The sequence below is a fragment of the Pseudomonas sp. PB105 genome (assembly GCF_009764655.1).
Lineage (GTDB): Bacteria > Pseudomonadota > Gammaproteobacteria > Pseudomonadales > Pseudomonadaceae > Aquipseudomonas > Aquipseudomonas cyclaminis.
In genome coordinates, this window is the sequence record NZ_RWIO01000040.1 from 97,490 (window position 1) to 123,354 (window position 25,865).

Annotated in this window: 21 protein-coding genes and 2 tRNA genes; 22 read left to right on the plus strand and 1 reads right to left on the minus strand. The window is 57.1% G+C overall.

Going from position 1 to position 25,865, the window contains the following annotated elements; translation table 11 throughout:
• The first annotated feature begins 100 nt into the window (after positions 1-100).
• The 7 genes from dnaK (at position 101) to EJD88_RS10115 (ending at position 9,906) form a co-directional block, all read left to right on the plus strand.
• Entirely contained in the window at positions 101-2,017 is a 1,917-nt protein-coding gene (gene dnaK, locus EJD88_RS10085; protein ID WP_099584783.1) for a molecular chaperone DnaK, read from the plus strand.
• Between the two features lie 318 nt (positions 2,018-2,335).
• Positions 2,336-3,460: a molecular chaperone DnaJ gene (gene dnaJ / locus EJD88_RS10090; RefSeq protein ID WP_015885930.1), complete on the plus strand. Its 1,125-nt coding sequence runs from the start codon at positions 2,336-2,338 to the stop codon at positions 3,458-3,460.
• Between the two features lie 10 nt (positions 3,461-3,470).
• The gene (gene dapB, locus EJD88_RS10095; protein ID WP_158877885.1) at positions 3,471-4,277 is read left to right on the plus strand and encodes a 4-hydroxy-tetrahydrodipicolinate reductase; all 807 of its coding nucleotides are present in this window, start codon (positions 3,471-3,473) and stop codon (positions 4,275-4,277) included.
• A gap of 259 nt (positions 4,278-4,536) precedes the next feature.
• Positions 4,537-5,673, plus strand: coding sequence for a glutamine-hydrolyzing carbamoyl-phosphate synthase small subunit (gene carA, locus EJD88_RS10100; protein ID WP_099584785.1), 1,137 nt, complete (start codon positions 4,537-4,539; stop codon positions 5,671-5,673).
• A gap of 105 nt (positions 5,674-5,778) precedes the next feature.
• On the plus strand, positions 5,779-9,000 hold the full coding sequence (gene carB, locus EJD88_RS10105; RefSeq protein ID WP_158877886.1) for a carbamoyl-phosphate synthase large subunit: 3,222 nt from the start codon (positions 5,779-5,781) through the stop codon (positions 8,998-9,000).
• Positions 8,997-9,473 carry a transcription elongation factor GreA gene (greA, locus tag EJD88_RS10110; protein WP_099584787.1) on the plus strand — a complete coding sequence of 159 codons (477 nt, stop codon included), beginning with the start codon at positions 8,997-8,999 and terminating at the stop codon, positions 9,471-9,473. The genes carB and greA overlap by 4 nt, the downstream gene beginning before the upstream one ends.
• A 28-nt stretch (positions 9,474-9,501) precedes the next feature.
• Positions 9,502-9,906 (plus strand): MFS transporter, encoded by a 405-nt coding sequence (locus tag EJD88_RS10115; RefSeq protein WP_112196765.1) that lies wholly within the window; start codon positions 9,502-9,504, stop codon positions 9,904-9,906.
• 8 nt (positions 9,907-9,914) lie between these two features.
• Here EJD88_RS10115 and EJD88_RS10120 read toward each other — a convergent pair whose 3' ends face one another.
• Positions 9,915-10,223: a YhbY family RNA-binding protein gene (locus EJD88_RS10120; RefSeq protein WP_017139256.1), complete on the minus strand. Its 309-nt coding sequence runs from the start codon at positions 10,221-10,223 to the stop codon at positions 9,915-9,917.
• Positions 10,224-10,328: 105 nt separating this feature from the next.
• Here EJD88_RS10120 and rlmE point away from each other — a divergent pair, with 105 nt between their 5' ends.
• From rlmE to pnp, 15 genes are all read left to right on the plus strand, one after another.
• Positions 10,329-10,979, plus strand: coding sequence for a 23S rRNA (uridine(2552)-2'-O)-methyltransferase RlmE (gene rlmE / locus EJD88_RS10125; protein ID WP_003235041.1), 651 nt, complete (start codon positions 10,329-10,331; stop codon positions 10,977-10,979).
• A gap of 200 nt (positions 10,980-11,179) precedes the next feature.
• Positions 11,180-13,090, plus strand: a complete 1,911-nt coding sequence (gene ftsH, locus EJD88_RS10130; RefSeq protein WP_099584789.1) for an ATP-dependent zinc metalloprotease FtsH — start codon at positions 11,180-11,182, stop codon at positions 13,088-13,090.
• An 8-nt stretch (positions 13,091-13,098) separates the two neighbouring features.
• A complete protein-coding gene (folP, locus tag EJD88_RS10135; RefSeq protein WP_099584790.1) occupies positions 13,099-13,950 on the plus strand; it encodes a dihydropteroate synthase in 852 nt (283 codons plus the stop codon).
• A gap of 16 nt (positions 13,951-13,966) precedes the next feature.
• On the plus strand, positions 13,967-15,304 hold the full coding sequence (gene glmM / locus EJD88_RS10140) for a phosphoglucosamine mutase (RefSeq protein ID WP_158877887.1): 1,338 nt from the start codon (positions 13,967-13,969) through the stop codon (positions 15,302-15,304).
• A gap of 66 nt (positions 15,305-15,370) precedes the next feature.
• Complete coding sequence (tpiA, locus tag EJD88_RS10145; protein WP_150675887.1) at positions 15,371-16,126, plus strand: triose-phosphate isomerase; 756 nt, start codon at positions 15,371-15,373, stop codon at positions 16,124-16,126.
• A 4-nt stretch (positions 16,127-16,130) separates the two neighbouring features.
• A complete protein-coding gene (gene secG / locus EJD88_RS10150; protein WP_158877888.1) occupies positions 16,131-16,514 on the plus strand; it encodes a preprotein translocase subunit SecG in 384 nt (127 codons plus the stop codon).
• A gap of 22 nt (positions 16,515-16,536) precedes the next feature.
• Positions 16,537-16,622, plus strand: a tRNA-Leu gene (locus EJD88_RS10155).
• A 96-nt stretch (positions 16,623-16,718) separates the two neighbouring features.
• Positions 16,719-16,795, plus strand: a tRNA-Met gene (locus tag EJD88_RS10160).
• 140 nt (positions 16,796-16,935) lie between these two features.
• Positions 16,936-17,394, plus strand: a complete 459-nt coding sequence (rimP, locus tag EJD88_RS10165) for a ribosome maturation factor RimP (protein WP_038843818.1) — start codon at positions 16,936-16,938, stop codon at positions 17,392-17,394.
• Between the two features lie 47 nt (positions 17,395-17,441).
• A complete protein-coding gene (gene nusA / locus EJD88_RS10170) occupies positions 17,442-18,923 on the plus strand; it encodes a transcription termination factor NusA (protein ID WP_003212187.1) in 1,482 nt (493 codons plus the stop codon).
• A gap of 27 nt (positions 18,924-18,950) precedes the next feature.
• Positions 18,951-21,467, plus strand: a complete 2,517-nt coding sequence (gene infB / locus EJD88_RS10175) for a translation initiation factor IF-2 (protein WP_099584793.1) — start codon at positions 18,951-18,953, stop codon at positions 21,465-21,467.
• Between the two features lie 159 nt (positions 21,468-21,626).
• A complete protein-coding gene (gene rbfA / locus EJD88_RS10180) occupies positions 21,627-22,022 on the plus strand; it encodes a 30S ribosome-binding factor RbfA (protein WP_003176137.1) in 396 nt (131 codons plus the stop codon).
• Between the two features lie 3 nt (positions 22,023-22,025).
• The gene (gene truB / locus EJD88_RS10185; protein WP_099584794.1) at positions 22,026-22,943 is read left to right on the plus strand and encodes a tRNA pseudouridine(55) synthase TruB; all 918 of its coding nucleotides are present in this window, start codon (positions 22,026-22,028) and stop codon (positions 22,941-22,943) included.
• Between the two features lie 115 nt (positions 22,944-23,058).
• The gene (rpsO, locus tag EJD88_RS10190; RefSeq protein ID WP_003176135.1) at positions 23,059-23,328 is read left to right on the plus strand and encodes a 30S ribosomal protein S15; all 270 of its coding nucleotides are present in this window, start codon (positions 23,059-23,061) and stop codon (positions 23,326-23,328) included.
• Positions 23,329-23,524: 196 nt separating this feature from the next.
• A complete protein-coding gene (gene pnp / locus EJD88_RS10195) occupies positions 23,525-25,630 on the plus strand; it encodes a polyribonucleotide nucleotidyltransferase (protein ID WP_099584795.1) in 2,106 nt (701 codons plus the stop codon).
• The last annotated feature ends 235 nt before the right edge of the window (positions 25,631-25,865 follow it).

A 25,865-nucleotide genomic window follows, 5' to 3' on the forward strand; every position in this document is an offset into this window, starting at 1 on the left:
TTCGCCGCAAGGCCCCCATTTATAAGTCAAGCGTTTAAGTGCTACCGCAGTTAGCCACCACTGCTGCGGCAACCAAATTCAAGTTTCGGGAGAGTAAATCATGGGCAAAATTATCGGTATTGACCTGGGGACCACCAACTCCTGCGTCTCCGTGCTGGAAAACGGCGTTGCAAAAGTAATCGAGAACGCCGAAGGCGCGCGTACCACGCCGTCTATCATTGCTTACGCCAACGACGGTGAAATCCTCGTTGGTCAGTCGGCCAAGCGTCAGGCTGTCACCAACCCGCACAACACTTTGTACGCGGTAAAGCGCCTGATCGGTCGTAAGTTCGACGAAGAAGTCGTACAGAAAGACATCAAGATGGTTCCGTACAAAATCGCCAAGGCTGACAACGGTGACGCCTGGGTTGAAGTGAACGGCCAGAAAATGTCGCCGCCACAAATTTCGGCTGAAATCTTGAAAAAGATGAAGAAAACCGCCGAAGACTACCTGGGCGAAGCAGTGACTGAAGCGGTAATCACCGTTCCAGCCTACTTCAACGACAGCCAGCGCCAGGCGACCAAAGACGCCGGCCGCATCGCTGGCCTGGACGTAAAACGTATCATCAACGAGCCAACTGCAGCCGCTCTGGCTTACGGTATGGACAAGGCCAAAGGCGACCACACTGTGATCGTTTATGACCTGGGTGGCGGTACCTTTGACGTTTCCGTGATCGAAATTGCCGAAGTTGACGGCGAGCACCAGTTCGAAGTGTTGGCTACTAACGGCGACACTTTCCTGGGCGGTGAAGACTTTGACATTCGTCTGATCGACTATCTCGTTGACGAATTCAAGAAAGAAAGCGGCATGAACCTCAAGGGTGACCCGCTGGCAATGCAGCGCCTGAAAGAAGCTGCTGAAAAAGCCAAGATCGAGCTGTCTTCCGCTCAGTCGACCGACGTCAACCTGCCTTACATCACTGCAGACGCTACCGGTCCTAAGCACTTGAACGTGAAGATTTCTCGCGCCAAGTTGGAAGCGCTGGTCGAAGATCTGGTTCAACGCACCATCGAGCCTTGCCGCATTGCGCTGAAAGACTCCGGTATCGACGTTGGTGCAATCAACGACGTGATCCTGGTAGGCGGTCAGACCCGTATGCCGCTGGTTCAGAAGCTGGTTACCGAGTTCTTCGGCAAAGAAGCGCGTAAAGACGTGAACCCGGACGAAGCAGTTGCCATGGGTGCTGCCATCCAGGGTGCGGTATTGGCTGGTGACGTGAAAGACGTGTTGCTGCTGGACGTCAGTCCGCTGACCCTCGGTATCGAAACCATGGGTGGCGTGATGACTGCGCTGATCGAGAAAAACACCACGATTCCTACCAAGAAATCCCAGGTGTTCTCGACTGCCGATGACAATCAAGGCGCTGTGACCATTCACGTGCTTCAAGGTGAGCGTAAGCAAGCTGCCCAGAACAAGTCCCTGGGCAAGTTCGACCTGGCTGAGATTCCACCAGCACCTCGTGGCGTGCCGCAAATTGAAGTGACTTTCGACATCGACGCCAACGGCATCCTGCACGTCGGCGCGAAAGACAAGGCTACCGGCAAAGAGCAGAAGATCACCATCAAGGCCAACTCCGGTCTGTCTGATGAAGAAATTCAACAGATGATCCGTGATGCTGAAGCCAACGCTGATGCAGATGCCAAGTTCGCAGAACTGGCCGGCGCCCGTAACCAGGGTGATGCACTGGTGCACTCGACACGTAAAATGATCGCCGATGCCGGCGAGAAAGTGACCGCTGAAGAGAAAACTGCAATCGAAGCCGCCGTGGTTGCCCTGGAAGCCGCTGTTAAAGGCGACGACAAGGCTGCTATCGACGCCAAGATTGAGGAGCTGTCCAAAGTCTCCGCACCGGTTGCCCAGAAGATGTATGCCGAGCAAGGCCAGCCAGCTGAAGGTGCTGCGCAACAGGCAGAGCCTGAAGCCAAGCACGACGACGCTGTTGATGCCGAGTTCGAAGAAGTCAAAGAGACCAAGTAAGTTGGTCGCCCGGTTGACCGCTATCAAGCGGTGACTGGTAGGATGTCGCCGCGCGGGAGCTTGCTCCCGCGTTGGCGTGTCTGGGGTATGTGAATTTTTACAGCATGCGACAACGCTCGGATGCTGGCGGTGTGATCGGGGATGCTCCTGCTTTCCGAGCATTAAATACCGCGTTTTTGGCCGGGTCCCTGGCTAAAAGGTAGTAATGACCAGGATCGTTGAATTGACGTGAGTTGGGTCCGGGCCTGTATTGGGGCTCAACGAGTTTAGTCAGGCTCAGGAGGGTCTGGCTGAACGTCCTTAAGAGTGCAAAGACTTATGGCAAAGCGTGACTATTACGAAGTGTTGGGTGTGGAGCGCGGCTCCAGCGAGGCGGACCTGAAAAAGGCTTACCGTCGCCTGGCGATGAAGCACCACCCGGACCGTAATCCGGATAGCAAAGAATCCGAAGAAATGTTCAAAGAGGCCAACGAGGCCTACGAATGTCTGTCTGATCCCAATAAGCGTGCGGCCTACGACCAGTATGGCCATGCTGGTGTCGACCCAAGCATGGGCGGCGGCGGTGCCGGTTTTGGCGGTCAGAACTTCTCCGATATTTTCGGTGACGTATTCAGTGACTTCTTTGGCGGTGGTCGGGGTGGTCAGCGCGGTGGTGCCCAGCGTGGCAGCGACTTGCGCTACACGCTGGAGCTGAACCTGGAAGAAGCTGTTCGCGGCACAAGCGTCAACATTCGCGTGCCGACGCTGGTCAACTGCAAGCCGTGTGATGGTTCGGGTGCCAAGAAAGGCTCCTCGCCGATTACTTGCCCGACGTGCGGCGGTATTGGCCAGGTCCGTATGCAGCAGGGTTTCTTCTCGGTGCAGCAGACCTGCCCGCGTTGCCATGGCCAGGGCAAGATCATTTCCGATCCGTGCGACTCCTGCCACGGCGAAGGCCGTGTCGAAGAGTACAAGACCCTTTCGGTGAAAGTGCCGGCGGGCGTGGATACTGGTGATCGCATTCGCCTGTCTGGCGAGGGCGAGGCGGGTACTCAGGGCGGTCCAACGGGTGATCTGTACGTGGTGATCAATGTGCGCGAGCACTCGATCTTCCAGCGTGACGGCAAGCACCTGTTCTGCGAAGTGCCGATCAGTTTTGTCGATGCTGCCTTGGGCGGTGAGTTGGAGATTCCGACCCTTGATGGTCGGGTCAAGCTGAAGATCCCTGAGGGGACGCAGACGGGTAAACAGTTCCGCATTCGTGGCAAGGGCGTAGCGCCAGTGCGCGGTGGCGGTGCTGGCGACCTGATGTGCCGTGTGGCGGTGGAAACTCCGGTCAACCTGGGTCGCCGTCAGCGTGAACTGCTTGAAGAGTTCCGCAGTTCGTTGGAAGGCGATGACTCTCACTCGCCGAAAACCACGGGCTTTTTCGATGGTGTGAAGCGCTTCTTCGGTGATCTGTAAGGAAGTGAATATGCGACGTATAGCCGTAATGGGCGCTGCCGGGCGCATGGGCAAGGCGCTGGTCGAAGCGGTGCAGCAGCGTTCTCCAGCCTCCGGCCTGACTGCGGCGATTGTTCGTCCTGGCAGCACATTGATTGGTGCGGATGCGGGTGAGTTGGCTTCACTGGGTCGTATCGGTGTGTCGTTGTCCGGCAACCTGGAGCAGGTGGCGGATGAATTCGACGTGCTGATCGACTTCACGTTGCCGGAAGTGATGCTGAAAAATCTCGCCTTCTGCCGAAAGGCGGGCAAGGCGATGGTGATCGGTACTACGGGTTTGACTGCCGAGCAGAAGCAGTTGCTGGTGGAGGCGGGCAAGGATATCCCTGTCGTCTTTGCTGCCAACTTCAGTGTCGGCGTGAACCTGTCGCTCAAGTTGCTGGATCTGGCCGCGCGCGTGCTGGGTGATGAAGCGGATATCGAGATTATCGAAACGCATCACCGTCACAAGATCGATGCGCCGTCGGGTACCGCGCTGCGCATGGGCGAGGCTATTGCTGATGCGCTGGGACGCGACCTGTCCAAGGTGGCGGTTTACGGTCGCGAAGGCCATACCGGTGCGCGCGCCCGTGACACCATTGGTTTTGCGACCGTTCGTGGTGGTGATGTCGTAGGTGATCACACTGTGCTGTTCGCCACTGAAGGCGAGCGCCTGGAAATCACGCACAAAGCTTCCAGTCGCATGACGTTCGCCAAGGGTGCGGTGCGCGCTGCGCTTTGGTTGGAAGGTCGTGATGCGGGTCTGTACGACATGCGCGATGTGCTGGATCTGCACTAATCAGTAGCTAAAACGGGGCCTCAGGATTATCCTAAGGCCCCGTTTTTACCCGCTAAGCGACGTCCTGTCGCATTCTCCTGCCTTTAAGGCTCATTAGCGGTGGACCCAAAAAGCCTTTTTCTGTAAGCTACAGCTTTAGTGTGTCCACTAAAAGCGCGCAGAATAATTCAGTGAAGAAGCGGGGTGACGTGTCCATACGTCACTCCGCTTTTTTACAACCTGCGATCGCCCTTTCAGGCTTTATTTACGGGAGGTCTTCTTGACTAAGCCAGCCATACTCGCCCTTGCTGATGGCAGCATTTTTCGCGGCGAAGCCATTGGAGCCGACGGTCAAACCGTTGGAGAGGTAGTGTTTAACACTGCCATGACCGGCTATCAGGAAATCCTTACCGATCCTTCCTACGCCCAACAGATCGTTACCCTGACCTATCCACACATCGGCAATACCGGTACTACACCGGAAGACGTCGAGTCTGATCGTGTCTGGTCGGCCGGTCTGGTGATTCGTGACCTGCCACTGGTTGCGAGCAACTGGCGTAACACGATGTCGCTGTCCGATTACCTGAAAGCCAACAATGTTGTGGCGATCGCCGGTATCGATACGCGCCGCCTCACACGCATCCTGCGTGAAAAAGGCTCGCAGAACGGCTGCATCATGGTCGGTGACAATATTTCCGAAGACGCGGCGATTGCCGCAGCGCAAGGCTTCCCTGGCTTGAAGGGCATGGACCTGGCGAAGGTCGTCAGCGTCAAAGAGAAGTATGAATGGCGCTCCACTGTCTGGGACTTGAAGACCGACAGCCACGCGACCATCGAAGCCAGCGAGTTGCCTTACCATGTGGTCGCGTACGACTACGGTGTGAAGTACAACATCCTGCGCATGCTGGTTGAGCGCGGTTGCCGCGTGACTGTGGTGCCTGCGCAAACCCCTGCTAGCGATGTGCTGGCCTTGCAGCCGGACGGTGTGTTCCTGTCCAACGGTCCGGGTGATCCGGAGCCTTGCGACTACGCCATCCAGGCCATCAAGGAAGTGCTGGAAACCGAGATTCCGGTGTTCGGTATCTGCCTGGGCCACCAACTATTGGCACTGGCTTCCGGCGCCAAGACCCTGAAAATGGGTCACGGCCATCACGGTGCCAACCACCCAGTGCAAGACCTGGACACTGGCGTCGTGATGATCACCAGCCAGAACCACGGTTTTGCGGTGGATGAAGCGAGCTTGCCGGGCAACGTCCGCGCAATTCACAAGTCGCTGTTCGACGGCTCCCTGCAAGGCATCGAACGCACCGACAAGAGCGCGTTCAGCTTCCAGGGCCACCCTGAAGCGAGCCCGGGCCCGAACGACGTAGCGCCGCTGTTCGACCGTTTCATCAATGAGATGGCCAAGCGACGCTGACTGAGCGGCCTGCGGGCGGCCCCGAATCCCGGTGGCCCCTGCAGGCTCTTCAAAGATTGTTCAAGACGGCTTGCCGACTGACCTGCGGATTTGAGTGACAAACCCATGCCAAAACGTACAGACATAAAAAGCATCCTGATTCTCGGCGCTGGCCCGATCGTGATCGGCCAGGCCTGCGAATTCGACTACTCCGGCGCCCAGGCCTGTAAAGCCCTGCGCGAAGAGGGCTACCGCGTCATCCTGGTGAACTCCAACCCGGCCACCATCATGACCGACCCGGACATGGCCGACGCCACCTACATCGAGCCGATCAAGTGGCAGACCGTTGCCAAGATCATCGAAAAAGAGCGTCCGGACGCCCTGCTGCCAACCATGGGTGGCCAGACCGCACTGAACTGCGCGCTGGACCTGGAGCGCGAAGGCGTTCTGGAAAAGTTCGGCGTAGAGATGATCGGCGCCAATGCCGACACCATCGACAAGGCTGAAGACCGCTCGCGTTTCGACAAGGCCATGAAGTCCATCGGCCTTGATTGCCCGCGTTCCGGTATCGCCCACAGCATGGAAGAGGCCAACGCGGTTCTCGAAAAGCTGGGCTTCCCGTGCATCATCCGTCCGTCCTTCACCATGGGCGGCACGGGTGGCGGTATTGCTTACAACCGTGAAGAGTTCGAAGAGATTTGCGCGCGTGGTCTGGACCTGTCGCCGACCAAAGAGCTGTTGATCGACGAATCCCTGATCGGCTGGAAAGAGTACGAGATGGAAGTTGTCCGCGACAAAAAGGACAACTGCATCATCGTCTGCTCCATCGAAAACTTTGACCCGATGGGCGTGCACACCGGCGACTCGATCACCGTTGCTCCGGCACAGACCCTGACGGACAAGGAATACCAGATCATGCGTAACGCCTCGTTGGCGGTACTGCGTGAGATCGGCGTTGAAACCGGCGGTTCCAACGTTCAGTTCGGCATCTGCCCGGACACAGGCCGCATGGTCGTGATCGAGATGAACCCGCGTGTATCGCGTTCTTCGGCGCTGGCATCGAAAGCTACCGGCTTCCCTATTGCGCGCATCGCAGCCAAGCTGGCGATCGGTTACACCCTGGACGAATTGCAGAACGAAATCACTGGCGGCGCTACGCCGGCGTCCTTCGAGCCGTCGATCGACTACGTCGTCACCAAGCTGCCACGCTTCGCTTTCGAGAAATTCCCGAAAGCCGATGCCCGCCTGACCACTCAGATGAAGTCGGTCGGTGAAGTCATGGCCATCGGCCGGACCTTCCAGGAATCCTTGCAGAAAGCCCTGCGTGGCCTGGAAGTGGGCGTTTGCGGTCTGGACGAGAAGCTCGACCTGAGCAACCCGGAAAGCATGAGCGTGCTCAAACGCGAGCTGACCGTTCCGGGCGCTGAGCGTATCTGGTACGTGGCCGATGCTTTCCGCGCCGGCATGACCGTCGAAGATATCTTCGGCATGAACATGATCGATCCGTGGTTCCTGGTACAGATCGAAGATCTGATCAAGGAAGAAGAGAAGGTCAAGACCCTCGGTCTTTCCTCTATCGACCGCGACCTGATGTTCCGCCTCAAGCGCAAAGGCTTCTCCGACCAGCGTCTGGCCAAGCTGCTGGGCGTGACCGAGAAGAACCTGCGTACGCATCGCCACAAGCTGGATATCTTTCCGGTCTATAAGCGCGTTGACACCTGTGCTGCAGAGTTCGCCACCGACACCGCGTACCTGTACTCCACCTACGAGGAGGAGTGCGAGGCCGCACCGTCGGGTCGCGACAAGATCATCATCCTGGGTGGCGGTCCAAACCGTATCGGCCAGGGCATCGAGTTCGACTACTGCTGCGTACACGCCGCTCTCGCCCTGCGCGAAGACGGGTACGAGACCATCATGGTCAACTGCAACCCAGAAACCGTTTCCACTGACTACGACACTTCCGACCGCTTGTACTTCGAGCCGGTTACGCTGGAAGACGTGCTGGAAATCTGTCGCGTCGAGAAGCCAAAAGGCGTGATCGTGCAGTACGGCGGCCAAACTCCGCTGAAATTGGCACGCGCTCTGGAAGCTGCCGGTGTGCCAATCATCGGCACCAGCCCGGACGCTATCGACCGTGCTGAAGACCGTGAGCGTTTCCAGCAAATGGTTGAGCGCCTGAACCTGCGTCAGCCGCCAAACGCTACCGTGCGCAGCGAAGACGAAGCTATTCGCGCAGCCAGCAAGATCGGCTACCCGCTGGTGGTGCGTCCGTCCTACGTGCTGGGCGGCCGGGCGATGGAAATCGTCTACGAAGAAGAAGAACTCAAGCGTTACCTGCGCGATGCAGTGAAAGTGTCCAATGACAGCCCTGTGCTGCTGGATTACTTCCTCAACTGCGCCATTGAAATGGACGTGGACGCGGTTTGCGACGGCACTGATGTAGTGATCGGCGCGATCATGCAGCACATCGAACAGGCGGGCGTTCACTCCGGTGACTCCGCGTGCTCGCTGCCGCCGTACTCGTTGCCGCTGCACATCCAGGACGAGATGCGCGAGCAGGTCAAGAAAATGGCCCTGGAATTGGGCGTGGTCGGCTTGATGAACGTTCAGTTGGCGCTGCAAGGCGAAGACATCTACGTCATCGAAGTCAACCCACGTGCTTCACGTACCGTACCGTTCGTGTCCAAGTGCATCGGTGTGTCCCTGGCGATGATCGCTGCCCGTGTAATGGCCGGTAAGACCCTGAAGGAAATCGGCTTCACCAAGGAAATCATTCCGAACTTCTACAGCGTGAAAGAGGCGGTGTTCCCATTCGCCAAATTCCCTGGTGTGGACCCGATCCTGGGCCCAGAGATGAAGTCCACCGGTGAAGTGATGGGCGTGGGCGATACCTTCGGTGAAGCGTTCGCCAAGGCTCAGATGGGTGCCAGCGAAGTGCTGCCGACCGGCGGTACTGCGTTTATCAGTGTGCGTGATGACGACAAGCCACTGGTTGCAGGTGTTGCCCGTGATCTGATCAACTTGGGCTTTGAAGTCGTGGCTACTGCCGGTACTGCCAAGCTGATCGAAGCGGCGGGCCTGAAAGTGCGTCGCGTAAACAAGGTGACGGAAGGCCGTCCGCACGTGGTCGATATGATCAAGAATGACGAAGTCACGCTGATCATCAATACCACCGAAGGTCGTCAGTCGATCGCGGACTCCTACTCCATTCGTCGTAATGCCTTGCAGCACAAGATCTACTGCACCACCACCATTGCTGCTGGCGAAGCTATCTGTGAAGCGCTCAAGTTCGGTCCGGAAAAAACCGTACGCCGCTTGCAGGATCTACACGCAGGATTGAAGGCATGATCAAATACCCAATGACCGTCCAGGGCGCAAAGGCCCTGGAAGAGGAGCACGCTCATCTGACCAAGGTCGTACGTCCGAAGCTGAGCCAGGACATCGGTACGGCCCGCGAGCTGGGTGACTTGAAGGAAAACGCTGAATACCACGCGGCTCGCGAGCAGCAGGGGATGGTTGAGGCGCGGATTCGTGACATTGAGGGTCGGATCCAGAATCAGGTCGTCATCGACGTTACGAGCATTCCTCACACTGGCAAAGTGATCTTCGGTACCACCGTCGAAATCGCCAATGTGGAGACTGATGATCGCGTGACTTACCATATCGTTGGCGAAGACGAAGCTGACTTTAAGCTCGGAAAAATCTCCGTCGGTTCGCCGCTGGCCCGCGCCTTGATTGCCAAGGAAGAGGGTGATGTGGTTGCTGTAAAAACACCCGGTGGCGTGATCGAGTACGAGATTGTTGAAGTTCGTCACGTCTGAAAGGCGGCGCCCGCTTCGTGCGGGCGCCATGCTTTGGCAGCTTGCCCAGATGCTTTGGGTGGGTGGCCTGTGGTTGCTGCACATTGGTGTGCTGCCGGCGCTGGGCCTTATTGGCCTGGCTCCGTTGCTGATCGATGAGATCGATGGATTACTGAGTGCGTTGCTGGTGGGTTTTGCAGCAGCGTGCGTGACTCTTCAGGCATTGGTGCTGGTCAAGGCCGAGGGCTTGGGGAGTTTGTGGCGGGATATTCGCGGCCAACTGCTGTTGATGGCGCTGTATGCGTGTGCAATGTTTTGCATCGTGCATGTGTGGCTGCCGGAAGCGTTGCGCTGGCAGCTATTCAGCTATCTTGTATTAGGGTTCTCCGGCCTGGTGCTGGTTGTACAGCCCGCGCCAGGATGGAGTGGCAGGGCGCGCAAAGCACGCCCGTGACCCTTGTGTCATTTGAAGCGATGCACGTTCGACAGTTGCTTGTTGACGCTGAAGTTCTTGCGATACAGCAGCGCCATCTTGCCGATGACCTGAACCAGGTCCGCTTTGCCAACCTTGCACAGTTCTGCAATGGCGGCCAGGCGCGCTTCGCGGTCAAGGATGTTGACCTTGATCTTGATCAGTTCATGATCGCCCAATGCGCGTTCAAGTTCGGCTAACACACCTTCAGTCAAACCGTTGTCTGCCACAATCAGAACTGGTTTCAGATGGTGGCCAATGGATTTGTACTGTTTCTTCTGCTCTTGAGTGAGCGGCATAATCTGACCCCTGCGTCTGATCTTGTAAAAAGCGGCGGCCAGTTTACCCGAGCGAGTCCGGGACCGCCCAGTTAATCACGACCCGTTTTATTTTCGAGGTGGCCCGTGGCCCGTTCCAAAACTAGCCTTAAGTGGCTGCAAGAGCATTTCAACGATCCTTACGTCAAAAAGGCGCAAAAGGACGGGTACCGTTCGCGGGCCAGCTACAAGCTCCTGGAGATCCAGGACAAGGACAAATTGATCCGTCCGGGCATGAGCGTTATCGATCTGGGTGCCGCTCCAGGTGGTTGGTCCCAGGTGACCAGTCGTCTGATTGGTGGGCAAGGCCGGTTGATCGCCTCCGACATCCTTGAGATGGACAGCATCCCGGATGTGACCTTCGTACACGGCGACTTCACCCAGGACTCGGTGTTGGCCGAGATCCTGGAGGCTGTGGGAAATTCGCAGGTAGACCTTGTGATTTCCGACATGGCCCCCAATATGAGTGGATTACCGGCCGTCGATATGCCGCGAGCCATGTTCCTCTGCGAACTGGCGCTGGATTTGGCGGGTCGGGTGTTGCGTCCCGGTGGAGATTTCCTTGTGAAAGTCTTCCAGGGCGAAGGTTTTGACGAGTATCACAAGAACATTCGCAAGCTGTTCGACAAGGTGCAAACTCGCAAGCCAGACTCGTCCCGAGACCGTTCTCGTGAGCAATACCTGCTGTGCCGTGGGTTCCGCGGGGTTGAAGGTGCGGCGAGCGAAGAGCGTTTTTGATTTATTCGAGGAGGGTGATAGGTTTTTTTATATCGCTTTCGTCACGAAGCTTTACGAATATTGTGTAGTCAAAGTTTCACAAAGGGTTACAGACGGCGCCTGCCAGAGTTGTAGGTAATGTAGTAAGTTAGGCCGGTGAATATCATGCGAAGCGCGCGCCAGTAGCGGAGCTTGCTTCAGAGGGTAGTTAATTGAACGATATGGCAAAGAATCTGATCCTGTGGTTGATCATCGCGGCTGTCCTGGTGACGGTGATGAACAACTTCTCCAGCCCTAACGAGCCGCAGACCCTCAACTACTCCGACTTCATCCAGCAAGTTAAGGATGGCAAGGTCGAGCGCGTAGCGGTTGATGGCTACGTGATCACCGGCAAACGCAACGATGGCGACAGCTTCAAGACCATTCGTCCGGCAATCCAGGACAACGGTCTGATCGGCGACCTGGTGGATAACCACGTGGTGGTCGAAGGCAAGCAGCCTGAGCAGCAGAGCATCTGGACTCAGCTCCTGGTGGCAAGCTTCCCGATCCTGGTAATCATTGCCGTGTTCATGTTCTTCATGCGCCAGATGCAGGGCGGCGGCGGAGGCAAGGGCGGGCCGATGAGCTTCGGCAAGAGCAAGGCGCGCCTTCTCTCAGAAGATCAGGTGAAAACTACCCTGGCTGATGTTGCAGGCTGCGATGAGGCCAAGGAAGAAGTCGGCGAACTGGTCGAGTTCCTGCGCGATCCAGGCAAGTTCCAGCGCCTGGGTGGTCGTATTCCTCGCGGCGTTCTGATGGTAGGTCCTCCGGGTACCGGTAAAACCTTGCTGGCCAAGGCGATTGCTGGCGAAGCCAAGGTGCCGTTCTTCACCATTTCCGGTTCTGACTTCGTTGAGATGTTTGTCGGCGTGGGTGCCAGTCGTGTCCGCGATATGTTCGAGCAGGCCAAGAAGCACGCTCCGTGCATCATCTTCATCGATGAAATCGACGCTGTCGGTCGCCATCGTGGTGCTGGCATGGGTGGTGGTCACGACGAGCGTGAGCAGACTCTCAACCAGTTGCTGGTCGAGATGGATGGTTTCGAGATGAATGACGGCATCATCGTCATCGCCGCAACCAACCGTCCAGACGTGCTGGACCCTGCGCTGCTGCGTCCGGGCCGTTTCGACCGTCAGGTTGTGGTCGGCCTACCGGACATCCGTGGTCGTGAACAGATTCTGAAAGTGCATATGCGCAAAGTGCCAATGGGGGATGACGTGGCTCCGGCCGTGATTGCCCGTGGTACTCCAGGCTTCTCCGGTGCCGACTTGGCCAACCTGGTGAACGAAGCTTCGTTGTTTGCGGCTCGTACCGGCAAGCGCATCGTTGAAATGAAAGAGTTCGAGCTGGCGAAAGACAAGATCATGATGGGCGCCGAGCGCAAGTCCATGGTCATGTCCGAGAAAGAGAAGCAGAACACTGCCTATCACGAAGCCGGCCACGCCATTGTAGGGCGCGTTGTGCCTGAGCATGATCCGGTCTACAAGGTGTCGATCATTCCTCGTGGTCGTGCGCTGGGTGTCACCATGTTCCTGCCGGAAGAGGATCGTTACAGCCTCTCCAAGCGTGCGCTGATCAGCCAGATCTGCTCGCTGTACGGCGGCCGTATTGCGGAAGAGATGACGCTGGGCTTCGACGGCGTAACCACTGGTGCTTCCAACGACATCATGCGTGCAAGCCAGATTGCTCGGAACATGGTGACCAAGTGGGGATTGTCGGAAAAGCTGGGCCCGTTGATGTATGCCGAGGAAGAAGGCGAAGTGTTCCTGGGGCGTGGTGGTGGCGGTCAAAGCGCCAGCTTCTCCGGTGAGACAGCCAAGCTGATCGACTCCGAAGTGCGCAGCATCATTGATCAGTGCTACGGCACAGCCAAGCAGATCCTGACCGACAATCGCGACAAGCTGGATGCAATGGCTGATGCGCTGATGAAGTACGAAACCATTGATGCGGACCAGATCGACGACATCATGGCTGGTCGGGCGCCTCGTGAACCTCGCGATTGGGAAGGTGGTTCGGGGACTTCGGGTACACCGCCCGTGGTTCAAAACGAGCGTCCTGAAACCCCGATCGGCGGTCCGGCAGCGGATCACTAAGGTTTGAAATGACTTTTGGTACGTCCTCCACCCGGTTGCCTTGCGGCAACCGGGTTCTTGATTTGGCCCATGCGCATGTCATGGGTATTCTTAATGTAACCCCCGATTCCTTTTCCGATGGTGGCCGCTTCAGCCAGGTTGATGCTGCATTGCGTCATGCCGAGTCAATGGTGGCTGCCGGCGCGACACTGATTGATATCGGTGGCGAGTCGACCCGGCCGGGTGCTCGTGTTGTTTCTCCGCTGGAGGAGCTGGAGCGTGTGGCACCGATTGTCGAGCGCATTGCCCGTGAGCTGGATGTGATTATTTCGGTAGACACGTCAACGCCGGCCGTGATGCGCGAGACGGCTCGGCTGGGGGCCGGATTGATCAATGATGTGCGGTCCCTGCGGCGCGACGGCGCTCTGGATGCGGCCGCTGCTACCGGTCTGCCCGTGTGCCTGATGCATATGTTGGGTGAGCCCGGCAATATGCAGGACAGCCCGCACTACGATGATCTGGTCGGCGAGGTAAGTGGTTTTCTCTCCGAGCGGGTTGCCCAGTGCGCCGCGGTGGGCATTGCGCCGGAAAAGATAATTCTTGATCCGGGTTTTGGTTTTGCCAAGACCCTGCAACACAATTTAAGTCTGTTCAAGCACATGGAGTCCCTTCATGCCCTTGGTCGCCCCTTACTGGTTGGCGTTTCACGCAAGAGCATGATCGGGCTGGCGTTGAATCGGCCTGTGGGTGAGCGATTATACGGTGGCCTTGCGCTGGCCGCGCTGGCCTTGACCAAGGGTGCGCGCATCTTGCGTGTGCATGACGTCGCAGAAACCGTTGATGTGGTGCGCATGATTGCCGCTGTAGAATCAGCCGAATAAGAATGATGGAGCACTTATGACTAAAAAATACTTTGGCACCGACGGGATCCGTGGTCGGGTCGGCGAATTTCCAATTACTCCTGATTTTATGCTCAAGCTGGGTTGGGCGGCGGGTATGGCCTTTCGCAGCATGGGCGCTTGCCGGATCCTGGTGGGCAAGGACACCCGAATCTCGGGGTACATGTTTGAGTCTGCGCTTGAGGCAGGTTTGTCCGCCGCAGGTGCTGACGTGATGTTGCTAGGCCCTATGCCGACCCCGGCGATTGCATACCTGACGCGTACCTTCCACGCTGAAGCCGGTATTGTGATCAGCGCCTCGCACAACCCTCATGATGACAATGGCATCAAGTTTTTCTCGGGGCAGGGCACCAAGTTGCCGGACGAGATTGAGCTGATGATTGAAGAGCTGTTGGACGCGCCGATGACGGTGGTCGAGTCCAGCAAGCTGGGCAAGGTTTCGCGGATCAACGACGCGTCGGGCCGGTATATCGAGTTCTGCAAGAGCAGCGTGCCAACCAGCACCAACTTTGCAGGCCTGAAGATTGTGATCGATTGCGCCCATGGTGCGACCTACAAAGTCGCCCCAAGCGTGTTCAAGGAATTGGGCGCAGATGTCACAGTGCTCTCGGCCCAGCCCAATGGATTGAACATCAACGAAAACTGCGGCTCCACCCATATGGAGCAGTTGCAGGCCGCTGTCCTGGCTGAGCATGCGGATCTCGGGATTGCCTTTGACGGTGATGGCGACCGCGTGCTGATGGTTGATCACACGGGGGCCGTGGTGGATGGCGATGACCTGTTGTTCATCATTGCTCGTGACCTGCACGAGCGTAACAAGCTGCAGGGCGGTGTCGTCGGTACGTTGATGAGCAACCTGGGGCTTGAGCTCGCATTGGCAGACTTGGGTATTCCTTTTGTCCGTGCCAACGTGGGTGACCGTTATGTGATCGCCGAGCTGCTGGAGCGTAATTGGCAGGTAGGCGGTGAAAACTCTGGGCACGTCGTATGCTTCCAGCACACCACCACGGGCGATGCGATTATCGCGGCTTTGCAGGTGTTGCTGGCTTTGCGTCGTCGTGAAGAGAGCTTGGCGCAGGCGCGTCAGGCTTTACGCAAATGCCCGCAAGTTTTGCTTAACGTGCGTTTCTCGGGCGGCGAAAACCCGATCGAGCACCCTGCTGTCAAAGAGGCTTGCGAGCGCGTGACCCTGGCAATGGCGGGGCGCGGGCGGGTACTGCTGCGCAAGTCCGGCACAGAGCCTTTGGTGCGCGTTATGGTCGAAGGTGACGACGAAATACAGGTTCGCGGCCACGCCGAAGACCTGGCAAAACTGGTAACTGAAGTTTGCGCCTGAATTCGGCTTGCCAGTAATGATGTGGTTGGGTAACATCTGCGCCCACTTTGACCGACGAGGTACAGCATGCGTCGCACTATGGTAGCTGGTAACTGGAAGATGCACGGTACCCGCGCCAGTGTCGCTGAGCTGATCAATGGCCTTCGTCACCTGGCCTTGCCTAGCGGTGTTGATGTCGCGGTTTTCCCGCCTTGCTTGCATATCACCCAAGTGGTTGATGGCTTGAAAGGTAAGTCGATTCAGGTCGGCGCGCAGAATTCTGCGGTGGAGGCCATGCAAGGTGCGTTGACCGGTGAGATTGCACCGAGTCAGCTGGTCGATGCGGGTTGTTCCTATGTGCTTGTTGGGCACTCCGAGCGTCGTCAGATGATGGGCGAGCGTGATGGAACACTCAATCGCAAGTTCGCAGCGGCACAGGCTTGTGGCTTGATTCCAGTGTTGTGCATAGGCGAGACCCTAGAGCAGCGCGAATCAGGCAAGACTCTTGAAGTTGTCTCGCGTCAGTTGGGCAGCATCATCGAGGAGTTGGGTGTTGGTGCGTTTGCAAAGGCGGTAATTGCTTACGAGCCGGTCTGGGCAATTGGTACCGGGCTGACTGCTACACCGCAACAGGCGCAGGATGTGCACGCAGCCATCCGCGCGCAGTTGGCGGCAGAGAATTCTGAAATCGCACAAGGTGTGCGGCTTCTATACGGCGGCAGCGTGAAGGCGGCCAATGCGGTCGAACTGTTCGGCATGCCGGATATCGATGGGGGGCTCATTGGTGGAGCTTCCCTGAATGCAGATGAGTTCGGTGCGATCTGTCGCGCCGCGGGAAACTGAAAAAATGCTGGAAACAGTCGTAGTCGTTTTTCATCTGTTGGCTGCCCTGGGCGTAGTTGCCCTGGTTTTGTTGCAACAGGGTAAAGGTGCGGACGCTGGTGCGTCTTTCGGTGCAGGTGCTTCAAATACTGTGTTCGGAAGCCAAGGTTCCTCTACCTTTCTTAGTAAGTTTACTGCTATACTTGCCGCCGGTTTCTTCATAACCAGCTTAGGGTTAGGTTACTTTGCTAAAGAGAAAGCTCATGTGCTGACTCAAGTAGGTTTGCCAAACACAGCAGTGTTGGAAGTTCCAAAAGCAAAACCGGCTTCTGATGATGTCCCGGTGCTTCAAGAGCAAAAGTCGGCTACTCCAGCGACTGACGTACCTCCAGCTCAAGAGCAGAAGTAAGAAGGGTTGTAAGCGCTGTATTGCCGAGGTGGTGGAATTGGTAGACACGCAACCTTGAGGTGGTTGTGCCCATAGGGTGTAGGGGTTCGAGTCCCCTTCTCGGTACCAATTATCAGAAGAGCCCGCTGTTGCGGGCTTTTTTGTAGGTGGAAGGTTACATTGACCCTGTAAGGGATCGGTCGTATACTTCCGCCCCAGCTTTGTCGCGGGGTGGAGCAGTCTGGTAGCTCGTCGGGCTCATAACCCGAAGGTCGTCGGTTCAAATCCGGCCCCCGCAACCAGTTTTAGCGGAGCCCCTTTTAAGGGGCTTTTTGTTAGCTGGACACTTTCAACGCCGCTGTTCGACGGCGTTTCAAGGATGGGCGTTTCGCCCATTTTTTTATTTTGCACAGCATGCACATACATGCACGAGGGGGTTCAGGTGTCGAGCAAGCTAGAAGAGTTGCAGGCCTTGCTGGCCCCGGTGGTCGTGGCCCTAGGCTATGAATGCTGGGGTATTGAGTTTTCGGCTCAAGGTCGCCACTCAATGTTGCGCGTTTATATCGATAAAGAGGGCGGTGTGCTGGTGGACGATTGTGCCATTGTCAGCCGTCAGATCAGCGGTGTCCTGGATGTTGAAGATCCAATTTCCGTTGAATACACCCTCGAAGTTTCCTCGCCAGGCATGGAACGCCCACTGTTCACTATTGAGCAGTTTGCAAAATTTGCCGGTGAACAAGTGAAGATCAAGCTGCGGTCTCCTTTTGAAGGGCGACGCAACTTTCAGGGCCTTCTGCGCGGTGTAGAAGAACAGGATGTCGTGGTGCAGGTAGAAGACCATGAGTTCCTGTTGCCGATCGATATGATCGACAAGGCCAACATTATTCCCAGTTTTGACTGAGACGCGGATCCCGCGGATCCAATGGCTTGCGAAAGGCGAGGCGTACGATGAGCAAAGAAGTACTGCTGGTTGTTGAGTCGGTATCCAATGAAAAGGGCGTACCGGCAAACGTGATTTTTGAAGCGCTGGAGCTGGCCCTGGCCACTGCTACCAAAAAGCGTTTTGAAGACGAAGTTGATCTGCGTGTGGAAATTAACCGCCACACCGGTGCCTATGAGACTTTCCGTCGCTGGACGGTCGTCGAAGAAGCCGATCTTGATGATCCGGCCATCGAAACCTGGCCAAGCAAGGTTGCTGAAACGCACCCGGGCGCCCAGGTCGGTGATGTCGTCGAAGAAAAGATCGAATCCATCGAGTTCGGCCGTATTGCTGCACAGACCGCCAAACAGGTGATCGTGCAAAAGGTTCGCGAAGCCGAGCGCGCTCAAGTTGTCGACGCTTATCGCGAGCGCCTGGGTGAAATCATCTCCGGCACCGTGAAAAAAGTGACCCGCGACAATGTGATCGTCGACTTGGGCAACAACGCCGAAGCGTTGCTGGCCCGCGAAGACATCATCTCTCGCGAAACCTTCCGTGTTGGCGTGCGCCTGCGTGCACTGCTCAAGGAAATCCGCACCGAGAACCGCGGCCCTCAGTTGATCCTGTCGCGTACCGCGCCGGAAATGCTGATCGAGCTGTTCCGTATCGAAGTGCCGGAAATCGCCGAAGGCCTGATTGAAGTCATGGCTGCGTCCCGCGACCCGGGCTCGCGCGCCAAGATCGCGGTCCGCTCCAAGGACAAACGCATCGACCCGCAGGGTGCTTGCATTGGTATGCGCGGTTCGCGCGTCCAGGCAGTGTCGGGCGAATTGGGCGGTGAGCGTGTGGACATCGTCCTGTGGGACGATAACCCGGCGCAGTTTGTGATCAACGCAATGTCGCCTGCTGAAGTGGCGGCAATTATCGTTGACGAAGATGCCCATGCAATGGACATCGCCGTTGGCGCAGACAATCTGGCTCAGGCCATTGGTCGTGGTGGTCAGAACGTGCGTCTGGCCAGCCAACTGACCGGTTGGACCCTGAACGTGATGACCGAATCGGACATCCAGGCTAAGCAGCAAGCTGAAACCGGTGACATCCTGCGCAACTTCATCGACGAGTTGGAAGTCGACGAAGACCTGGCACAGGTGCTGGTAGATGAAGGCTTTACCAGCCTGGAAGAGATTGCCTACGTACCGTTGGAAGAAATGCTCAACATCGACGGCTTTGACGAAGACACCGTCAACGAGCTTCGCGCTCGGGCCAAGGATCGTTTGTTGACTAAAGCCATCGCTACTGAGGAAAAGCTGGCAGACGCCCATCCGGCCGAAGACCTGCTCTCGCTTGAGGGTATGGACAAGGATTTGGCGATGGAACTGGCGGTGCGCGGCGTAATTACCCGCGAAGACCTGGCCGAGCAGTCTATTGACGACCTGCTCGACATCGACGGCATTGACGATGATCGTGCCGGCAAGTTGATCATGGCCGCCCGAGCCCATTGGTTCGAGTAATTAGGCGCGGCCTGAGGAGAGAAGTGCATGACGCAAGTCACGGTGAAACAACTGGCCGATGAGGTCAAAACACCGGTAGAGCGCCTGTTGCAGCAGATGCGTGAGGCAGGTCTGCCGCACACCGCCGCCGATGAAGGTGTGAGCGATAGTGAGAAGCAGTCTTTGCTGACTCACTTGAAGAGCAGCCACAAGGCGAAAGTGGAAGAACCGCGCAAGATTACATTGCAGCGCAAAACTACCAGCACCCTGCGTGTTGCTGGTAGCAAGAGCATCAGCGTTGAAGTACGCAAGAAAAAAGTCTTCGTACAGCGCAGCCCGGAAGAAATCGAAGCCGAGCGCAAACGCGAACTGGATGAACGTCGCGCAGTAGAAAATGCTGCTCGTCAGAAGGCTGAAGAAGAATCCAAGCGTCGCGCCGAAGAAGAAGCGCGCCGTCAGCCTGCTGCTGCGCAAACTGCTTCGACTGATGCGGTCGCTGCTCCTGCAGAAGCTGTGCGTGAGGCCGCTCCGGTTGCCGCAGCACCAGCACCTGCTGCCGATGCCCGCAAGCGCGAGGAACCTCGTCGTCCGGACAAACCACGTGCCGACGATAACAATCGTCGCGGTGGCGGTGGCGATGGCGAGCGCAAAAACGCTCCGCATCGCGCTTCGGTCAAAGAGAAAGCGCCTGCGCCACGCGTTGCCCCACGTACTACCGACGAAGAAAGCGATGGCTTCCGTCGTGGTGGTCGCGGCAAGGCCAAGCTGAAGAAGCGCAACGCCCACGGTTTCCAGAGCCCAACCGGCCCTGTCGTGCGTGATGTGCAGATCGGCGAGACCATCACTGTTGGCGATCTCGCCAACCAGATGTCGGTCAAGGCTGCTGAAATCATCAAGTTCATGTTCAAACTGGGTACTCCAGCGACCATCAACCAGGTGCTTGATCAGGAAACTGCTCAGCTGGTAGCCGAAGAACTGGGCCACAAAGTGACCCTGGTCAGCGACACCGCCCTGGAAGATTCCCTGGCAGAGTCCCTGAAGTTTGAAGGTGAGACGTTCTCCCGTGCGCCAGTTGTGACCGTAATGGGCCACGTTGACCATGGTAAGACGTCGCTGCTCGACTATATCCGTCGTGCCAAGGTAGCTGCTGGCGAAGCCGGCGGCATCACCCAGCACATCGGTGCATACCACGTTGAAACCGAGCGCGGCATGGTCACCTTCCTCGACACCCCTGGTCACGCCGCGTTTACCGCAATGCGTGCCCGTGGTGCCAAGGCGACTGACATCGTGATCCTGGTAGTTGCAGCGGACGACGGCGTGATGCCGCAGACCATTGAAGCTGTCCAGCACGCCAAGGCCGCTGGTGTTCCACTGGTTGTTGCCGTGAACAAAATCGACAAGCCGGGCGCCGATCTTGATCGCATCCGTAGCGAACTGTCGGTTCACGGCGTGACGTCTGAAGAGTGGGGCGGTGATACGCCGTTCGTTTCGGTTTCGGCGAAAGTCGGTACTGGCGTGGACGAACTGCTCGAAGCGGTCCTGCTGCAAGCTGAAGTACTCGAACTGAAAGCAACCCCATCGGCCCCAGGTCGTGGCGTTGTGGTTGAATCGCGTCTCGACAAAGGCCGTGGCCCGGTTGCAACCGTTCTGGTTCAAGACGGTACCCTGCGCCAAGGCGACATGGTCCTGGTCGGTTCGAACTATGGCCGTGTACGTGCCATGCTCGACGAGAACGGCAAGCCAATCAAGGAAGCCGGTCCTTCCATCCCTGTCGAGATCCTCGGCCTGGACGGTACCCCGGACGCTGGCGACGAGATGAGCGTGCTGTCGGACGAGAAGAAAGCCCGTGAAGTGGCTCTGTTCCGTCAAGGCAAGTTCCGCGAAGTCAAACTGGCTCGCGCTCACGCCGGCAAGCTGGAAAACATCTTCGAGAACATGGGCCAGGCAGAGAAGAAGACGCTGAATATCGTCCTCAAATCTGACGTTCGTGGTTCCCTCGAAGCGTTGAACGGCGCCTTGAATGGCCTGGGTAACGACGAAGTGCAAGTGCGTGTTGTGGGTGGCGGTGTCGGTGGTATCACCGAATCCGACGCTAACCTGGCACTGGCTTCCAACGCTGTATTGTTCGGCTTCAACGTGCGTGCCGATGCTGGCGCACGGAAGATCGTCGAGCAGGAAGGCCTGGACATGCGTTACTACAACGTCATCTACGACATCATCGAAGACGTCAAGAAAGCCCTCACCGGCATGCTTGGCAGCGACGTTCGGGAAAATATCCTGGGTATCGCCGAGGTGCGTGACGTGTTCCGCTCGCCGAAATTCGGTGCGATCGCCGGTTGCATGGTTATCGAAGGTACTGTGTACCGTAACCGTCCGATCCGTGTACTGCGTGAAGACATCGTTATCTTCGAAGGCGAGCTGGAATCCCTGCGCCGCTTCAAGGATGACGCTTCCGAAGTACGTGCCGGCATGGAATGCGGTATCGGCGTCAAGAGCTACAACGACGTCAAGCCTGGCGACAAGATCGAAGTCTACGAGAAGGTTCAGGTTGCTCGCAGCCTCTAACTCGCGCACTTCCGGAGCCACGTCGCGTGTGGGCATGAAAATGCCCCGCGCAGCGTACGGACTCTAAACGCAACGCCCGGTCTGGCTTTTGTCAGGCCGGGCGTTTGCCGCTTTCAGACCCCACGGGTTTCACCGTGTGGCAGTAACAGGTAACAAGACATGGCAAAAGAATACAGCCGTACCCAACGTATCGGCGATCAGATGCAGCGCGAGCTGGCCCAACTGATCCGTCGCGAAGTCAAAGACCCGCGCGTTGGCCTAGTCACTATCACCGCCGTTGAAGTGAGCCGTGACGTGGGTCACGCCAAGATCTTCATCACTGTGATGGGGCAGGACAACAGCGAAGAAATCGCACAAAGCATCAAGGTGCTCAACTCTGCCGCCGGTTTCCTGCGCATGCAGTTGGCCCGCGAAATGAAGTTGCGCAGTGTTCCGCAGTTGCACTTCCACTACGACGAAAGCGTCGTGCGTGGTGCGCACCTGTCGGCGTTGATCGAGCGCGCCGTGGCTGAAGACAGCCAGCATCCGTCCACACCTGAAGACGCCAAGGAGTAAGCGGTGGCTCAGGTCAAACGTATCCGTCGCAACGTCAGCGGCATCATTCTGCTCGACAAGCCCATTGGCTTTACCTCCAATGCCGCGTTGCAGAAGGTCCGCTGGCTGCTCAATGCCGAGAAAGCCGGGCATACCGGTAGCCTGGATCCCCTGGCTACCGGCGTACTGCCGTTGTGCTTTGGCGAAGCGACCAAGTTCTCGCAATACCTGCTGGATTCCGACAAGGGTTACGAAACCCTGATGCAACTGGGCAAGACCACCACCACGGCGGATGCCGAAGGTGATGTTTTGCAGGTTCGCGAGGTGACCGTTGGTCGTGCTGATATCGAAGCCGCTTTACCCGCTTTTCGTGGGCAAATCAGTCAGATACCGCCGATGTACTCGGCTCTCAAGCGTGACGGGCAGCCACTTTACAAGCTGGCACGTGCGGGCGAAGTAGTGGAGCGTGAACCGCGTTCTGTTACTATTGCGCGCTTGGAATTGCTCGCCTGTGAAGGTGAAACCGCACGCCTGGCCGTGGACTGCAGCAAAGGCACCTATATCCGTACCCTGGTGGAAGATATTGGTGAACAGCTCGGTTGCGGCGCGTACGTTGCAGAACTGCGACGCACCCAGGCCGGACCTTTCAGCCTCGCTCAGACGGTCACGCTGGAAGAGTTGGAAGCGGTACACGCCGAAGGCGGCAATGAAGCGGTTGATCGCTTCCTGATGCCATCGGACAGCGGTTTGCTGGATTGGCCGTTGCTGCACTTCTCGGAGCACAGCGCGTTCTACTGGCTCAACGGCCAGCCGGTACGTGCCCCGGATGCTCCGAAGTTCGGCATGGTGCGGGTACAGGATCATAACGGTCGCTTTATCGGTATAGGTGAAGTGAGCGAAGACGGGCGCATCGCGCCGCGTAGACTGATTCGGTCAGAATGACCGGACGAGTGTGGCTGTTAACAGGCACGGTCAACACTCATTTTTAGATACAGGGATTTGTCCCTGGCCTGTTGAAACTGCCCTTTGGGTGGTTTCCTGAAAAAAGGATTGCCTCATGGCTCTCGACGTTCAAGAAAAAGCACAAATCGTTGCTGACTATCAGCAAGCTGTTGGTGACACTGGTTCGCCAGAAGTGCAAGTTGCACTGCTGACCCACAACATCAACAAGCTGCAAGGTCACTTCAAGGCCAACGGTAAAGATCACCACTCCCGTCGTGGTCTGATCCGCATGGTAAACCAGCGTCGTAAGCTGCTGGATTACCTGAAAGGCAAGGATCTGGGTCGTTATCAGGCTCTGATCGGTCGCCTGGGTCTGCGTCGCTAATAAGCGATTGCGCTAGAGGTTGGTTGTCTGCCGTGTGTCATCGGGATTCCCGTTGGCTCATGGTAGGCTCCCAGCCTCAAGTTTTATCTGGATACACGTTTTACCCCCTGGACAAGGGTCGGGCCGATTCCCGACATTGCCCAAGAATTTCGCAAGAAAACAAGTTCCCCAAGAGCCACAAAGAAGGTAGGACACCGTGAACCCGGTTATCAAAAAATTCCAGTTCGGTCAGTCGACCGTTACCCTTGAGACAGGCCGTATCGCCCGTCAAGCCTCCGGCGCAGTGCTGGTTACCGTTGATGACGACGTTACCGTATTGGTGACCGTTGTTGGCGCCAAGACCGCTGATCCGAGCAAGGGCTTCTTCCCTCTTTCTGTTCATTACCAGGAAAAGACTTACGCTGCCGGTAAGATCCCTGGCGGTTTCTTCAAGCGTGAAGGTCGTCCTTCCGAGAAAGAAACCCTGACTTCCCGACTGATCGACCGTCCGATCCGTCCGCTGTTCCCTGAAGGCTTCATGAACGAAGTGCAGGTTGTCTGCACCGTCGTTTCCACCAGCAAGAAAACCGATCCGGACGTTGCTGCAATGATCGGTACGTCGGCTGCCCTGGCGATCTCCGGTATTCCTTTCGATGGCCCGATCGGCGCTGCCCGCGTTGCTTTCCACGAAAGCACCGGCTACCTGCTGAACCCGACTTACGAGCAGCAGAAAGCATCGAGCCTGGATATGGTCGTTGCCGGTACCTCGGAAGCCGTATTGATGGTTGAATCGGAAGCCAAAGAGCTGACCGAAGACCAGATGCTGGGCGCCGTACTGTTTGCTCACGACGAATTCCAGGTTGTGATCAACGCAGTTAAAGAACTGGCTGCCGAAGCTGCCAAGCCTACTTGGGCCTGGGCTCCACAAGCCGAAGCTACCGAACTGCTGGGCGCTATCCGCTCCGAGTTCGGCGCTGCCATCTCCGACGCCTACACCATCACCGTCAAGGCCGACCGTTACGCTCGCCTGGGCGAGCTGAAGGATCAGGTTGTAGCCAAGCTGTCCGGTGAAGAAGGCCAGCCTTCTTCCAGCGAAGTCAAAGCTGCATTCGGTGAAATCGAATACCGCACCGTTCGCGAAAACATCGTTAACGGCAAGCCACGTATCGACGGTCGTGACACCCGCACCGTACGTCCGCTGAACATCGAAGTCGGCGTTCTGCCGAAGACCCACGGTTCGGCACTGTTCACCCGTGGTGAAACTCAGGCTCTGGTAGTTGCGACCCTGGGTACCGCCCGTGACGCACAGCTGCTGGACACCCTGGAAGGCGAGAAAAAAGACCCGTTCATGCTGCACTACAACTTCCCTCCGTTCTCGGTGGGCGAGTGTGGTCGTATGGGTGGTGCTGGTCGTCGCGAAATCGGTCACGGCCGTCTGGCCCGTCGCTCGATTTCCGCAATGTTGCCTGCTGCTGACGTGTTCCCGTACACCATCCGTGTTGTGTCGGAAATCACTGAATCCAACGGTTCCAGCTCCATGGCTTCCGTTTGCGGTGCTTCCCTGGCCCTGATGGACGCCGGTGTACCGATGAAGGCACCAGTTGCCGGTATCGCCATGGGTCTGGTTAAAGAAGGCGAGAAGTTCGCCATCCTGACCGACATCCTGGGCGACGAAGACCACCTGGGCGACATGGACTTCAAAGTAGCCGGTACCGCTAAAGGTGTTACCGCGCTGCAGATGGACATCAAGATCAAAGGCATCACCGAAGAAATCATGGAGATCGCTCTGGGCCAAGCCCTGGAAGCGCGCCTGAACATTCTCGGCCAGATGAACCAGATCATTGGCCAGTCGCGCACCGAGCTGTCGGAAAATGCTCCGACCATGATCGCGATGAAAATCGACACCGACAAAATCCGTGATGTTATCGGTAAAGGTGGCGCGACCATCCGTGCGATCTGCGAAGAAACCAAGGCTTCGATCGACATCGAAGACGACGGCTCGATCAAGATCTTCGGCGAAACCAAGGAAGCGGCTGAAGCTGCACGTCAGCGCGTCCTGGGCATCACCGCTGAAGCCGAGATCGGCAAGATCTACGTGGGTAAGGTTGAGCGCATCGTCGACTTCGGCGCATTCGTCAACATCCTGCCGGGCAAAGACGGTCTGGTTCACATCTCCATGCTGAGCGACGCTCGTGTTGAGAAAGTGACCGACATTCTGAAAGAAGGCCAGGAAGTGGAAGTGCTGGTACTGGACGTGGACAACCGCGGCCGTATCAAGCTGTCCATCAAGGACGTAGCAGCAGCCAAGGCTTCGGGCGTTTAATTACCCGCAGGTTTAAGCTGAACAAAAGGACCCTTCGGGGTCCTTTTTTCATGGGCGCGGGAAAGTGAAGCGAAATCAGCCGTTTAGCCCAATGCAAAAGCCGCAACTTGCATGCAGGCACGACGGCCTTCATGCAAGTTGCACGATTCCGGAAATATTCAATATTCATAAGTCGTTGTTTTATAAGGGTTTAATTGAAGGCTTCGACTTGGCACACTGCCTGCAATATCCCTGT